Raw genomic sequence first — 13,640 nt, 5'->3', positions numbered from 1 at the left:
GCCGCCTCCCTAGCTCGTCGCCGGACCGTTGGACGGCTCGACATTCACCAGGAACGCCTTGAACTCGGGCGTCTCGATGTTGGCGTCGCCGACGAACGGGGTGAGGCTGTTGGGGCCGAAACCCTTGCGAGCCGCACCGGTGAAGCCCCAATGGAGCGGGATACCGACCACATGCACCGTCTTGCCGTCGCAGATCAGCGGCTTGATGCGCTTGGTCACCACGGCCTTCGCATAGACCTCGCCACGGGCCGAGGAGACCTTCACCCAGCCGCCGACCTTGATGTTCTTCTCCGCCGCCAGCTGCTCGCTGATCTCGACGAAGAATTCCGGCTGCAGCACCGCATTGACCCAGTTGTGCTTGGTCCAGAAGTGGAAGTGCTCGGTCAGGCGGTAGGAGGTCGCGGCATAGGGGAACTTGTCCGAGGTCCCCAAAGCCGCGAGGTCGTCCTTGAAGATGCGCGCGGCGGGATTGCCGCGGATCTTGGGCGCCAGCACGTTGGTGACAGGGCTCTCGAACGGCTCGTAATGGGTCGGGAAGGGGCCGTCCTTCATCATGCCGCGCGAGAACAGGCGCGCCGTTCCCTCGGGGTTCATGATGAACGGGCCGACATCGCGCGGCTTGGCGCCGGGTGCGATGTCGGGCACGTCATAGCCCGTCCAGCTGGTGCCGTTCCATTCGATCAGCTTGCGCTTGGGATCCCAGGCCTTGCCGTCGATGTCGGCCGAGGCGCGGTTGTAGAGGATGCGCCGGTTGGCCGGCCAGGCGAAGGCCCAGTTGGCATAGGCGCCGGTATTGCCGGGGTCGCTGGTGTCGCGCCGGGCCATCATGTTGCCCCGCTCGGTCCAGCTGCCGGAATAGATCCAGCAACCGCAGGCGGTCGAGCCGTCGTCGCGCAGCTGGCCGAAGGTATCGACCTGCTTGCCCCGTTCCAGAACGATCTTGGTGGGATCGACCGGGTCGGTGACCGTCGAGACGACATAGCCGTTCATTTCCTTGGCCAGTTCGTCGGGCTGCGGATCCTGGGGATCGCGATAGGGCCAGTGGAGATTGAGGATAGGTTCCGGGAAGGCTCCACCCTCCTTCTCGTAGAGGGCACGCAGGCGCATGTGGAGCTGCGCCATGATCCAGGTGTCGGGCTTCGATTCAGCCGGGGGTTCGGCGCCCGGCCAGTGCCATTGCAGCCAGCGGCCGGAATTGACCAGCGAGCCCTCGTCCTCGGCGAAGCAGGTCGTCGGCAGCTCGAACACCTCGGTCTGGATGGCTTCGGGCTTGACGTCGTTATGGACGCCCTCGTCCTTCCAGAAGCGCGATGTCTCCGTCTGCAACGGGTCCATCACCACCAGGAACTTCAGCTTCGACAGCGCGCCTGTGACCTTGCCGCGGTTCGGGAAGGAGAGCAGCGGGTTGAAGCCCTGGCAGAAATAGCCGTTGACCTTGCCCTGGCCCATTAACTCGAAAGTCCGCAGCACGTCGTAGCCGGGGACGTCGAGCTTGGGCAGCCAGTTATAGGCGAAGTCGTTCTCCGGCGTCGCCGCCTTGCCCCACATCGCCTTCAGGAAGCTCACCATGAACTTCTTGTAGTTCTGCCAGTAGCTCATCTGGTTGGGACGCAGCGGCTTGAAGCCGCGCGTCGACATGTAGGTCGTGAAATCGACCTCCTTGTCGGTCCCCAGCGTGAGATATCCCGGGATCAGGTTCGACATCAGGCCGATATCGGTCAGTCCCTGGATGTTGGAGTGGCCACGCAGCGCATTCATGCCGCCGCCGCGCACGCCGATATTGCCGAGCAGCAGCTGCAGCATCGCCATCGAGCGGATGTTCTGCGAGCCCTTGGAGTGCTGCGTCCAGCCGAGCGCGTACATAGAGGTCATCGTCTTGTCGCGCGCCGAGCATTCCGAGATCATCTTGCAGATCGTCAGATACTTGTCCTTGGGCGTGCCGCAGATGCGCTCGACCATTTCGGGCGTGTAGACCTCGATGTGCTTCCTCAGCAGCTGATAGACGCTGCGCGGATGCTGCAGGGTCTCGTCGATCTGGACGTAGCCGTCGGAGCCGAGTTCATACTCCCAGCTCGAGCGGTCATAGTCGCGCTTGGCCTCGTCGTAGCCGGTGAACAGGCCCTCCTGGTAGCCAAAACCCTCCTTGATGAGATAGGGCGCGTTTGTGAAGGCGCGGACGTAGTCGTGCTGGATCTTGTCGTTGTCGATGCAGTACTTGATCGCCCCGAGCAGGAAGGCGATGTCGGTACCCTGCCGGATCGGCGCATAGTAATCCGCGACCGAGGCCGAGCGCGTGAAACGCGGGTCGACGACGATCAGCTTTGCGCCACGCTGGGCTTTCGCCTCAGTGACCCATTTGAAGCCGCAAGGGTGCGCCTCGGCGGCATTGCCGCCCATGATAACGACGAGGTCGGTGTTCTTAATGTCCGTCCAGGAGTTGGTCATCGCACCGCGACCGAATGTTGGGGCCAGACTGGCCACCGTCGGTCCGTGTCAAACGCGCGCCTGGTTGTCGAACGCCAATATCCCGGTACTTCTCACGACCTTGTAGGTCAGGAAGGCCGTCTCGTTCGTCGTCGCCGACGCTGCCAGGAAGCCCGTGGTCAGCCAGCGGTTGACCGTCACGCCGTCCTGGTTGGTGGCGATGAAGTTCTTGTCGCGATCGTCCTTCATCAGCCGCGCGATGCGATCGAGCGCCTCGGTCCAGCTGATCTCCCGGAACGCGCGCTCGCCAGGGCCGCGATATTGCGGGGTCTTGGTACGCGTTTCGGAATGGATGAAGTCGAGAAGCGCGGCGCCCTTGGGGCAGAGGGTTCCGCGATTGGTCGGATGGTCAGGGTCGCCCTCGATATGAATGACCGCGGAATGGGCGTTCTTCGATTTGTCGCCGAGGCTGTACATGATCACGCCGCAGGCGACGGAGCAGTACGGGCATGTGTTGCGCGTTTCGGTGGTGCGAGCCAGCTTGAACGGCCTTACGGCTTGGGCGAGCGCCTCCTCGGCGCCTCCGAAGCCCAGCGCGGCGGCGGCAGATCCGCCTAATCCCGCACCAGCGGCCTTCATGAACTGGCGACGCGAGAGCTCATGTAGCATCTCAACCTCCCCGGGCGAACAAGATGAGCTTGTTCAGATTAGAATAGTGAAACTGTGCGGGAGGCGCGTCAAGCTGTGGTAGTGTAGGAGGCCCCGGACGCCGCTTACAACTTTGGTCGTGCATCCGACCGCAAGCGTGGTCCCGCCGCAACTCCGCGAAATGGCTGCCTATGCGCAATCCGCGACGTCCGAATGATCTTTAGCGCCTGTTGCGTCTTTGCGATCCGCGTGGGTGGCGATGCCGCTCTATCGACAGATTAGATTTAATTTAAACTGCTGAATTATTTGCGTTTTCTCGCGTGTTTTGCGACCGTCGGGTTTGATGTGCCGGGCGTTCTTCGGTTATCGCCTGCCATGCCTGCACGAGAGCGCCGCCTTGCAACTGTTTTCCAATAACCTGTCCCTGTCGATCGGCACCTATGCCGTCGAGGCCGGTGAACGCGTCGTCGGCCCGATGCGGGCCGGCCTCAAGATCGGCGTGATCCTCGACGGCCGGCAATCGCTCGGCCTCGACGACAACCCCGCCGTGTTGATCGGTGGTCCCGCGCTCGTGGTGGCCGCCAACACCGGCGACCATGTCCAGCAGCGGATCGGGTTGGCGAGCGGCACGTTGCGCTTCACGCTGATGCAGTTCGACATGGACTTCGTCGAGCGCGAGTTCGGTACCGTGCTGGGGCCCCTCCTGGCGGCGGCAGATCTCGGCGATGCCGGTATCTGGGTGCGGCCCGCCAGCCCTGCCATCTGCGCGATGGCGCTCCAGATGGCGGAGTGCCCCGTCGCCGAACCGCTCCGGAGCCTTTATCTCGGCGGCAAGGCGCTGGAACTTGCGGCAACCGCGCTGACGATGGTGGCCAATGATGGGCAGCGCCGGCCTACCCGCCTGCCGCAGCGCACCGCCGACCGCATCCGGGCCGCGCGCGAGATCCTGATCGGCTCGTTGCAGGAGCCTCCCGCCTTGCCCGAGCTGGCGCGCATGGCCGGGCTGAACCCGACGCGCCTGACCTCGGGCTTCCGGCAGCTCTACGGCGCGAGCGTGTTCGAGTATCTCCAGGAGCACCGGCTCCAGACGTCCTATGCGGTGATCCTGAACGGCGAGATGACGGTGGCGGAAGCCGCGTTCCATGTCGGCTATACGCCCGCCCATTTCTCGAGCCTGTTCAGGAAGCGCTTCGGATTGCCACCAAGCGCGCTGCGCTGAGCAGGCTGCAGTCATTCCACCCTGATCCCCGCTGCTGATTAAAAAGATTTGAAGCGCGACCGAAAGCAATGCTGCCGCAATCGAAAGCCTGGGCGGTTGCCCGGTCGCGGTCCCTTCCAGCAATACCGTGCAAGGGATTTCGCCGCGTGCCGGCGAGACATTGGCGAGCGATGGGACGGCAGACCGTGAACGGATTTGAGATCAAGGCGACAAGGCGCAGCGCGCCCATCCCGACACGTCGCCGTACGACCATCCTTGCGAGTGTCGCGCTCAGTGCTCTCGTCGTAGGAGGTGCCGGCGTAGCGCTCGCCCAGACTGCCGCGGCTCCGATCGGGCTCGACACCATCGACGTCCAGGGCGATCGCGCCAGCGGTCCGGTCAACGGCTATGTCGCGCGGCGCAGCGATTCCGCGACCAAGACCGACACGCCGCTGATGGAGACCCCGCAGTCGGTGACTGTTGTGACCCGCGACCAGATGGACGACCAGGGCGCCCAGAGCGTCGGCCAGGCGCTGCGCTACACGGCCGGCGTGCTGGCCGAGACTCGCCTTTCGGCGGGTCGCTATGACAGCACCTTCATCCGCGGCTTCGGCGGCAGCGGCGGCGGCGCCGGCTTCATCAACAATCTCGATGGCCTGCGCTACCAGCGTGGCGTCAACTTCCTGGTGCCTGCCTATGAGCCATGGGGGCTCGAGCGCATCGAGGTGCTGCGCGGGCCGTCCTCCGTGGTGTTCGGCCAGGTCAAGCCCGGCGGCATCGTCAACATGATCAGCAAGCGTCCCAAGGACGAGGCGCATGGCGAGGTGCAGGTCCAGGTCGGCAGCTTCCAGCGGGCCCAGTTCGCCTTCGACGTCGGCGGCCCCGTCGACCCCGAGAAGACCTGGCTCTACCGCGTCGTCGGCCTCGGCCGGGGCGCCGACACCCAGGTCGAGCATACCCGCGAGGAGCGCATCTTCATCGCGCCATCGGTGACCTACCGGCCCAACGCCGCGACGAACTTCACGCTGATGGCCTCCTTCCAGCGCGATCCCGAGACCGGCTTCTACGGCTTCATCCCGTCTGTCGGGACCGTCCTGCCGAGCCGCGCAGGCCGGATCCGCAGCGAGTTCTTCCCGGGCGAGCCCAACTACGAGGGCTACAGCCGCAACCAGGCCAATCTCGGCTATGCCTTCGAGCATCGCTTCAACGACGTCTTCACCTTCCGCCAGAATGTCCGCGTCTCGGATCTGGAATCGCGCATGCATACGGTCGCGGTGGCCGGCATCGGCGCCGACCAGAAGACGCTGACCCGGCGCGTCACCGCCTCCAATGAAAATGCGCGCACGGCGGGCATGGACAACCAGCTCCAGGCCGATTTCCGCACGGGCCCGCTGACGCACAAGCTGCTCTTCGGCGTCGACGGCTACTGGACCGACGGCAAGGCCTTCACCGGCGCCGGCGGAACGGTGCAGACGCTCGACTTCACCAACCCGATCTATGGTCGCCTGCCCTTCGCGGTGCCGGCGATCCCGGGTGTGTCGCAGACGACCTCGCAATACGGCGTCTATCTGCAGGACCAGATCAAGCTCGACCGGCTGTCGCTGCTCGTCGGCGGACGCTTCGACAGTGCCGAGGTGCGCGCGCGTGCGCTGAACACCGGCGTGCTGACCAAGCAGGACGATACCGCCAAGACCGGCCGCGTCGCGCTGATGTATAATTTCGACAATGGCTTTGCGCCCTATGCGAGCTACTCGACCTCCTTCGAGCCGGTCGCCGGCGCGAGCTTTGCTGGAACGCCGTTCAAGCCCTCCGAAGGCGAGCAATACGAGGTCGGCTTCAAATACGAGCTGCCGGGCAGCAATGCTTTCCTGCAGGCAGCCGCCTACCAGTTGACGCAAAGCAACGTGGCGACGACCGACCCGCGCAATGTCGGCTTCCAGATCCAGACCGGCGAGGTGCGCGCCCGCGGCATCGAGGTCGAGGCCCGCGCCACCGTTCTCGACAGCCTCGATCTGGTCGCGGCCTACGCCTACACCGATGCCGAGGTGACCAAGAGCAACGGCGTCGATCTCGGCAAGCGGCCCACCGTCGTGCCGCGCCACATGGCCTCGCTCTGGGCGCACTACACCTTCAAGACCGGGCTCTTCAATGGCCTGGGCATCGGCGGCGGCGTTCGCTATGTCGGCAAGGGCGCGGGCGACGCGGGCAACACCTTCTTCACCTCCGACTACACCCTCGTCGATGCGGCGATCAGCTATGATCTCGCGGCGGCGTCGGCGAAGCTGAAGGGCTGGAAGCTGCAGGTGAACGCGCACAACCTGTTCGACAAGGAGTATATTGCCGGCTGCTACGCCGCAGTGCAGTGCTCCTTCGGCTTGCGCCGGACGGTGCTGGCGACCGTGTCCTACCGCTGGTGAGGCTGAAAGCCGCGTGACCCTTCCGATCCCGCACAGCGGCAGCGCGCTCCCGGTCGAACTGCCCGACACCCGGCAGTTCGACCTCGTCACCCGCGGCGGCCAGAGTTACCGGCTGCTCGTCGCGGTGCCCTCAGAACCCGCCCCGCCGGGCGGGTTTCCGCTCGCGGTGCTGGTCGATGGCCACGCGCTGTTTCCCACGATGGTCACGGCGGCCCGGCTCCAGGCGGGCCGGCCGCAGGTGACCGGTGTCATGCCGTCGGTGATCCTGGGCATCGGCTATCCCGGCGGCGCGCTCTTCGACAGCGAGCGGCGCGCAGCCGATCTCCTGCCTGTGCCGGGTGGGGCGGATCGCTTTCTTGACGCGATTCTGGGCGAGATGATCCCGGCGGTTGAAGCGATCGTACCGCTCGATCCCGCCCGCCGGTCGCTGATCGGACATTCCTATGGCGGGCTCTTCACGCTCCACGCCCTGTTCACGCGTCCGGGCCTGTTCCATGCCTATGTCGCGGGCAGCCCGTCGATCTGGTGGCAGGAGCGGGCAATCCTTTTGACGGAAGAGGCGTTCCGCCAGGCATCGTCGGGGGCCGCCGGCCGCCTTCTCATGACCGTCGGTGATGCCGAACAGGGCGACGGGCCGGGCGGCAATCCCCAGCGCGCCGCGCGTCTGAGCATGGCACGGATGCGCGACAACGCCGCGGAAATGGCGGCCCGATTGAGCGCGTCGCCGCGGGTCGCGTGCGAATTCGTGGTCTTTCCGGGCGAAAACCATGTCTCGGTGATCCCGTCGATGCTGTCGCGCGCCGTCTCCTTCGCGCTGGCGCAACCAATTGCGAGCAAGACGGTGGCAGCATGATCGTGTCGGTTCTCAAATGGGCGGCTGCCGGCGCGCTGGCGCTGGGGCTCGCGCTGACGACCGCCGCGGCCCAGCCCGTGACGGTCACGGATATGCTCGGCCGCTCCGTTACCTTGCCGGGCCCGGCCAAGCGCATCGTGCTGGGCCAGGGGCGCCAGCTGAATGCGTTTGGCCTGCTGCATCCAGATCCGGTCAGCCTGCTGGCGGGGTGGGGGAGCGATCACAAGCGCCAGAACCCGGACGCCTACACGCTCTATCGCGAGCGCTTCCCGGCGCTGGAGGCGGTCCCGACGGTCGGGGACGGCGCCACTCCCAACGGCTTTTCCTTCGAGCAGACCGTCGCGCTGATGCCCGATCTCGTCGTGCTGAGCCGGTCGCTGGCCGGAACGCGGCGCGGACCCGGCGATCTCGTCGAGCGTTTTGAAGCCGCCGGCATCCCGGTGGCCGTCATCGACTTCTATCTCGACCCGCTGACGGAGACGGTGCCGAGCCTGCGGTCCCTGGGGCGCCTGATCGGCCGCGAGGCTCAGGCCGAGCAGGTGATCGCTTTCTATGAACGCCATATGCGTGGGATCGCGCAGCGGCTCGCCGGCGCATCGCGGCCGGATGTCTTCATGCACACCCATGCCGGCGGCTTCGAATGCTGCAGCTCGCCGGGCAAGGGCACGCTCGATGCCTTCATCACGGCGGCGGGCGGTCGCAACATCGCAGCGCCGCTGCTGCCAGGCGCGTCGGGACAGATCAGCCTCGAACAACTGATCAGCGCCGATCCGCGGGTCTACATCGCGACCGGCGGGACGCATCTGGAGAAGAATGGCGGCCTCGTCCTCGGCCTCGGCGTCTCCGCCGAGAAGGCCCAGGCAAGCTTTGCCAAGCTTCTGGCGAATCCGGGGCTCGCCACCTTGAGCGCCGTTCGCGAAGGGCGCGCGTTTGGCCTGTGGCAATTGTTCAACGACACGCCGCTGCATGTCGTGGGCATCGAGGCGATGGCCCGCTGGATCCATCCTGACCGCTTCGCCGATGTCGATCCGGCCGCGACCCTGAAGGAGGCGCAAGCCTTCTCGCCGATATCGCTCGACGGCGCGCTCTGGGTCGGTCCTCCGGCCAAGGCCGGCGAGGCGCGCCGCCCATGATGCAGTCCGGCCGGGTCACGGCCGTCTCGGCGCAGGGCGAGGCGGCGCTCTCGCGCTATGCCGCGCAACTGCGTCGACGCACGCTGATGGTGATCGGGCTGGGCCTCCTCGTCCTGGTGGGCCTGCTCACCGACCTGACGACCGGCCCTGCCGGACTGTCTCTCTCGCAGACATGGGCGGCCTTGACCGGCTCGGCGGATGCCGGCCGGGCGGCGCAGGTCATCGTCTGGCAGGTCCGCCTGCCGGTGGCGCTGCTCGCGGTTCTCGTCGGCGCGGCGCTGTCGCTGGCCGGCGCCGAGATGCAGACGATCCTCGACAATCCGCTGGCGAGCCCCTTCACGCTGGGCGTCTCGGCGGCGGCCTCCTTCGGGGCGGCGCTGGCCATCGTGCTGGGCATCGGCCTGCCGTTCGTGCCGGCGGGCGTTCTCGTCTCGGCCAATGCCTTCCTCTTCGCCTTCGCCTCGGTGCTGCTGCTGCAGATATTGGCCCGCCGCAACACCGGCGGCCCCGACCTGCTCGTGCTGTTCGGCATCGCGCTGGTCTTCACCTTCAATGCGCTGCTGGCGCTGGTGCAGTTCGTGGCGTCTGCCGACGCGCTCCAGCAGTTCGTGTTCTGGAGCATGGGCAGCCTCGCACGCGCCAACTGGACCTCGATCGGCTTGATGGTGCTCGTCATCGCGCTGACCCTGCCATTCTCGCTCGCCGCGTCCTGGCGGATGACGGCCCTGCGCATGGGGGCCGACCGCGCCGCGAGCTATGGCATCGATGTCGGCCGCCTGCGCTTTGTCTCTCTGCTCAGGGTCAGCCTGCTGGCCGCAACCGCTGTCGCCTGCGTCGGCACGATCGGCTTCATCGGGCTGGTCGGGCCCCATATCGCGCGGATGCTGATCGGCGAAGACCATCGCTTCTTCCTGCCCGCGAGCGCGCTGACGGGCGCCGTTGTGATGTCGTTTGCCTCGATCGCCAGCAAGCTGCTCGTCACCGGCGTTGTTCTGCCTGTCGGGATCGTGACGTCTCTGATCGGCTTGCCGGTCTTCTTCGCCCTGATTTTGAGGCGGCGGGCATGACCGCACCGGCTGATAGCTTCGCCGTGACCGGTCTGAACGTCGGCTACCCGCGTCGGCGGGTGATCGACGCTCTCACGCTTTCGCCGTTTGCGCCGGGCAGTGTCACGGCCGTGGTCGGGCCCAATGCCGCAGGCAAGTCGACCTTGCTGCGCGGGCTCGCCGGCCTGCTGCCGGCGCAGGGTTCGATCCGCCTTGGTGATGCCGAGCTGACCGCCATGCCTCGGGCCTCCCGCGCCGCGCGGATCGGGTTCATGCCGCAGGCCTTGCCGACGGGGGCGGCGCTGTCGCTGCTGGAAACCGTGATCACGGCGCTCGCCGTCAATCCGCTCGACGGCGCGGCCATGCCGCATGCGCTGATGCGCCGGCGCGCGATGGCGGTGCTGGAGCGGCTCGGCATCGGCGATCTCGCGCTGGAACCGCTCGACGCGCTCTCGGGCGGCCAACGGCAGATGGCGAGCCTCGCGCAGGCGATCGTGCGCGAGCCCTCGGTGCTGCTGCTCGACGAGCCCACAAGCGCGCTAGACCTGCGCCACCAGGTCCAGGTCATGAGCATCGTCCGCGAGCTGGCCGGCGCGGGCGCGATCATCGTCGCGGTGCTGCACGACCTCGGCATGGCCGCGCGCTGGGCCGACCGCATCGTCGTGCTCGATCATGGCGCGCTGGCGGCGGAGGGCGCCTCGCATGACGTGATCACCGGCGCGATGCTGGCGCAGGTCTATGGCGTGGAGGCGCGCGTCGAACACTGCTCGGCCGGGCGCATCCAGATCATCGTCGATGGCCTCGACACCAGCCGCGATCACATTGGGAAGACCACGATATGAGCCTCCTCACCGAAACGACGGTCGCGCTGGCCGATCCCGAGGCGGTGCTCGTGCCGCTCTGCGCGCATATGCGCGAGCATGACGCGAGCGTGACGCGGCAGCAGGACGAGACGGTGATCGCATTGGGCACAGGCCTCGCCAGGCTGCGCGCCGTGCAGGGGCATCTCAGCATCGCGATCGAGGCGCCGGACCTGCCGGAGTTGCAGGGGCTCAAGCGCGAGATCGCCAGCCATGTCATCGAGTTCGCTCCGGCCGGAGCGGCTGCCGCGATCACCTGGACCGGCGATGGCTCGGAGCCGTCCCTGCCTCCCGACTTTCGCATCCTGACCGTGGCAGGCGTGCAGCTGCTCTCGCCGCATATGAAGCGGATCACCTTCCGTGGCGAGAATCTGGCGCGCTATGCCTCCCTCGAGGCGCTGCATGTGCGGCTCTTCCTGCCGCCCGCGGGGATCGCCGAGCCCGCCTGGCCGATGCTCGGGACGAACGGCATGCTGCAGATGCCGGCGCCGGAGCGGCGTCCGGCGGTGCGCAAATACACGATCCGAAGGATAGACCCCGAGGCCGGCACGCTGGCGATCGATTTCGTGCTGCATGACGATGCCGGTCCCGGCTCCGCCTTTGCGGCTCGCGCCGCCATCGGCGACCGGATCGGCATGGCAGGTCCCGGCGGGCGCGGGCTGCGCGCTGCCGGCCGTTATGTCTTCCTCTGCGACGAGACCGGCCTTCCTGCCGTCGCGCGCATGCTCGAGAACCTCCCGCCGGACGCAGAAGGCCGTGCCTTCATCGAGGTCGCCGATGCCGGCGAGGAATTGGCACTGGCGGCCCCCGCCGGCGTCTCCATCCATTGGCTGCATCGCCAGGCGGGCACGGCAGGCGGTCTGCCGGCGTTGCAGCAGGCCTTCGATGCGCTCGAATGGCCGAGCGGGGGGCCGGATGTGTATCTCTGGTCGGCGACCGAGAATGACGTCTTCCGGCATATCCGCGCCGCCGCGCGCCAGCGCCTGCGTCCGGGGCGCGACCAGCATCTGGTCGTCAGCTACTGGCGCAAGGGTGCATCCGAAGAGGAGCATGCGGCTGAAAAGAAGGCGGCGCGGGCGGCCTGAGCCTTCAGACCCGGGCGCCTTCGAGGAAGACGTCTATGCAGAGACGCGCGTATCGCACGCGGTCTCCGATCGTCTGCAACTGGTCGCCGGGGAATCGCTTCACCAGCGCCGTGAAGATCATGTCCATGAGCATGCGCGCCATCGCGTCCGCAGGCACGCGACGAAGCTCGCCGCGCTCCTGCTTGTGCCTCAGCCAGGATGTGAGCAGTTCCCGCGCCGGACGGGCGCCCTCCTGCACGATAACGTCATTGATCTCGCTGAAGTGATCGGAGTCCGACAAAGCGAGCACGATGAAGGCGATCTGCTCGCTGTTCTCGCTCTCGTCGATGTCGAGACGGAAGATCGCAGCGAGCGCGTCGGCCAGTGGCAGGTCTTCGTCGAGGTCGCGGGGAAGCGCCAGCATCGAGCGCCTGTGATCGACGACCATGGCGCGAAACAGGTCGGTCTTGGTCGGAAACAGCCGGTAGAGCGTGCGTTTCGAGACACCGCAGCGCGCGGCCACCGCATCCATCGTCGTACCGGCGTACCCGCTGTCGAGAAACTGGATGCGTGCGGATTCGACGATCCGCTGGCGCTCGGCGTCGTCGGAGCGCGCCTTGGGCCGGCCGCGCGTGCGGACCGCGCTGGGCGTGTCTGATGGCTGGGTCTGGCGTGCCGTGTTCGTCATTGCGCCGCATTGTTGGGTTTGACAGGGCAGGAAATCAAGCGATAAGAAAACTCTTCAGTTTCCAAATTAGAGACCCTGCATGCCGACCGAGCGCGCCAGATCGTCAGTTCCCTTCGTTCTGCCTAGCGCGATGCTGCTCGCCGCGATGCTGGCCGGCTGCAATTCCGAGAAGGCCGCTGCCCCGCCGCAGCAGCCGCAGGTCCAGGTCAGCGTCGTCTCGCTGCATCCCCAGCCGGTCGCGATCACGGCCGAACTGCCGGGCCGCGTCTCGGCGAGCCTGATCGCCGAGGTCAGGCCGCAGGTCAGCGGCATCATCAAGTCGAGGCAGTTTCGCGAGGGAAGCCAGGTCAAGGCGGGCGACGTGCTCTACGAGATCGACCCCGCGCCCTACCAGGCCGCGTTCGACAGCGCGGTTGCGGCCCAGCAGAAGGCCGAGAGCGCTGCGGTCAACGCCCAGCTCAGGGCGGATCGCTACCGCGAACTGCTGCAGCGCAATGCCGGCAGCAAGCAGGATGCCGACGACGCCAATGCGACGCTGGGCCAGGCACTGGCCGATGTGGCCTCGGCCAAGGCCAGCGTCGAGACAGCGCGGATCAACCTCGCCTACACCAAGGTCACGGCTCCGATCGACGGGCGCGTCGACAAGTCGGCGCTGACGCAAGGTGCGCTCGTCACCGCGAACCAGGCCACTGTGCTGACGACGATCCGCAAGCTCGACCCGATCAATGTCGATGTCATCCAGTCGAGCACCAACCTGCTCAAGTTCCGCAGCGACGTTGCCAGCGGCCGGCTGAAGTTCAGCGGGCCCAACGTGGCCGTGAAGCTCAAGCTCGACACCGGCGTGGACTATCCCCAGTCCGGCAAGCTCGAATTCGCGGAAGCGAATATCGACGAAACGACCGGCACCTTCACCGTGCGCGCCGAATTCCCCAATCCGGAAAGCCTGCTCCTCCCGGGAATGTTCGTGCGGGCGCGCATCCAGGAAGGCATCGCCGAGAACAGCTTCCTGCTGCCGCAGCGCGCCGTCACCCGCAACCCCAAGGGCGAGGCGACGGCACGTTTCGTCTCCGCCGAGGGCAAGGTCGAGGAGCGCGTGCTCGTCACGCGTCGCAACATCGGCACCAACTGGCTGGTCGAGAGCGGCATCAAGGACGGCGAACGCGTGATCGTGGAAGGCAGCCAGCTCGTGCGGCCGGGCCAGACGGTCACCGCCAACGAGGTCAGCGTCGACGAGGCGACCGGCGAACTCAAATCGGCCAATCGCCGCGCCGAGCTCACCTCCTCCAGCACGGCGAAGAACTGACGCCAT

Annotated in this window: 10 protein-coding genes; 8 read left to right on the top strand and 2 right to left on the bottom strand. The window is 66.7% G+C overall.

Going from position 1 to position 13,640, the window contains the following annotated elements; translation table 11 throughout:
- Nucleotides 1-9: 9 nt before the first annotated feature.
- Nucleotides 10-3,093: a formate dehydrogenase-N subunit alpha gene (gene fdnG / locus AC1D2L_RS17565; RefSeq protein WP_476847180.1), complete on the bottom strand. Its 3,084-nt coding sequence runs from the start codon at nt 3,091-3,093 to the stop codon at nt 10-12.
- A 376-nt stretch (nt 3,094-3,469) separates the two neighbouring features.
- Between fdnG and AC1D2L_RS17560 the strand changes: the two genes are divergently transcribed.
- The 7 genes from AC1D2L_RS17560 (at nt 3,470) to AC1D2L_RS17530 (ending at nt 11,664) form a co-directional block, all read left to right on the top strand.
- The gene (locus AC1D2L_RS17560) at nt 3,470-4,291 is read left to right on the top strand and encodes a helix-turn-helix transcriptional regulator (RefSeq protein ID WP_476847179.1); all 822 of its coding nucleotides are present in this window, start codon (nt 3,470-3,472) and stop codon (nt 4,289-4,291) included.
- A 185-nt stretch (nt 4,292-4,476) separates the two neighbouring features.
- The gene (locus tag AC1D2L_RS17555; protein WP_476847178.1) at nt 4,477-6,687 is read left to right on the top strand and encodes a TonB-dependent siderophore receptor; all 2,211 of its coding nucleotides are present in this window, start codon (nt 4,477-4,479) and stop codon (nt 6,685-6,687) included.
- A 13-nt stretch (nt 6,688-6,700) separates the two neighbouring features.
- Entirely contained in the window at nt 6,701-7,540 is an 840-nt protein-coding gene (locus tag AC1D2L_RS17550) for an alpha/beta hydrolase (RefSeq protein ID WP_476847177.1), read from the top strand.
- Complete coding sequence (locus tag AC1D2L_RS17545; protein ID WP_476847176.1) at nt 7,537-8,673, top strand: ABC transporter substrate-binding protein; 1,137 nt, start codon at nt 7,537-7,539, stop codon at nt 8,671-8,673. Before AC1D2L_RS17550 ends, AC1D2L_RS17545 begins: the two co-directional genes overlap by 4 nt.
- Nucleotides 8,670-9,740, top strand: coding sequence for a FecCD family ABC transporter permease (locus AC1D2L_RS17540; protein WP_476847175.1), 1,071 nt, complete (start codon nt 8,670-8,672; stop codon nt 9,738-9,740). The genes AC1D2L_RS17545 and AC1D2L_RS17540 overlap by 4 nt, the downstream gene beginning before the upstream one ends.
- Nucleotides 9,737-10,561: an ABC transporter ATP-binding protein gene (locus AC1D2L_RS17535; protein ID WP_476847174.1), complete on the top strand. Its 825-nt coding sequence runs from the start codon at nt 9,737-9,739 to the stop codon at nt 10,559-10,561. Before AC1D2L_RS17540 ends, AC1D2L_RS17535 begins: the two co-directional genes overlap by 4 nt.
- Nucleotides 10,558-11,664, top strand: a complete 1,107-nt coding sequence (locus AC1D2L_RS17530) for a DUF2218 domain-containing protein (protein WP_476847173.1) — start codon at nt 10,558-10,560, stop codon at nt 11,662-11,664. Before AC1D2L_RS17535 ends, AC1D2L_RS17530 begins: the two co-directional genes overlap by 4 nt.
- 4 nt (nt 11,665-11,668) lie before the next feature.
- On the opposite strand, the gene AC1D2L_RS17525 is transcribed toward AC1D2L_RS17530, so the two are convergent.
- Nucleotides 11,669-12,331: a TetR/AcrR family transcriptional regulator gene (locus tag AC1D2L_RS17525; RefSeq protein ID WP_476847172.1), complete on the bottom strand. Its 663-nt coding sequence runs from the start codon at nt 12,329-12,331 to the stop codon at nt 11,669-11,671.
- Between the two features lie 79 nt (nt 12,332-12,410).
- Between AC1D2L_RS17525 and AC1D2L_RS17520 the strand changes: the two genes are divergently transcribed.
- Entirely contained in the window at nt 12,411-13,634 is a 1,224-nt protein-coding gene (locus AC1D2L_RS17520) for an efflux RND transporter periplasmic adaptor subunit (RefSeq protein ID WP_476847171.1), read from the top strand.
- Nucleotides 13,635-13,640 lie beyond the last annotated feature (6 nt).

It is taken from the genome of Allobosea sp. P1_B10 (assembly GCF_056406735.1).
The sequence above is the reverse complement of the archived record's forward strand: the minus strand, read 5'-3'. Positions and strand labels throughout refer to the sequence as shown.

What these genes read in the sequence shown, in the direction of transcription:
- AC1D2L_RS17545 (WP_476847176.1), top strand. Translation starts at nt 7,537, where the DNA reads ATGATCGTGTCGGTTCTCAAATGGGCGGCTGCCGGCGCGCTGGCGCTG.
- AC1D2L_RS17540 (WP_476847175.1), top strand. Translation starts at nt 8,670, where the DNA reads ATGATGCAGTCCGGCCGGGTCACGGCCGTCTCGGCGCAGGGCGAGGCG.
- AC1D2L_RS17535 (WP_476847174.1), top strand. Translation starts at nt 9,737, where the DNA reads ATGACCGCACCGGCTGATAGCTTCGCCGTGACCGGTCTGAACGTCGGC.
- AC1D2L_RS17530 (WP_476847173.1), top strand. Translation starts at nt 10,558, where the DNA reads ATGAGCCTCCTCACCGAAACGACGGTCGCGCTGGCCGATCCCGAGGCG.
- AC1D2L_RS17525 (WP_476847172.1), bottom strand. Translation starts at nt 12,331, where the DNA reads ATGACGAACACGGCACGCCAGACCCAGCCATCAGACACGCCCAGCGCG.
- AC1D2L_RS17520 (WP_476847171.1), top strand. Translation starts at nt 12,411, where the DNA reads ATGCCGACCGAGCGCGCCAGATCGTCAGTTCCCTTCGTTCTGCCTAGC.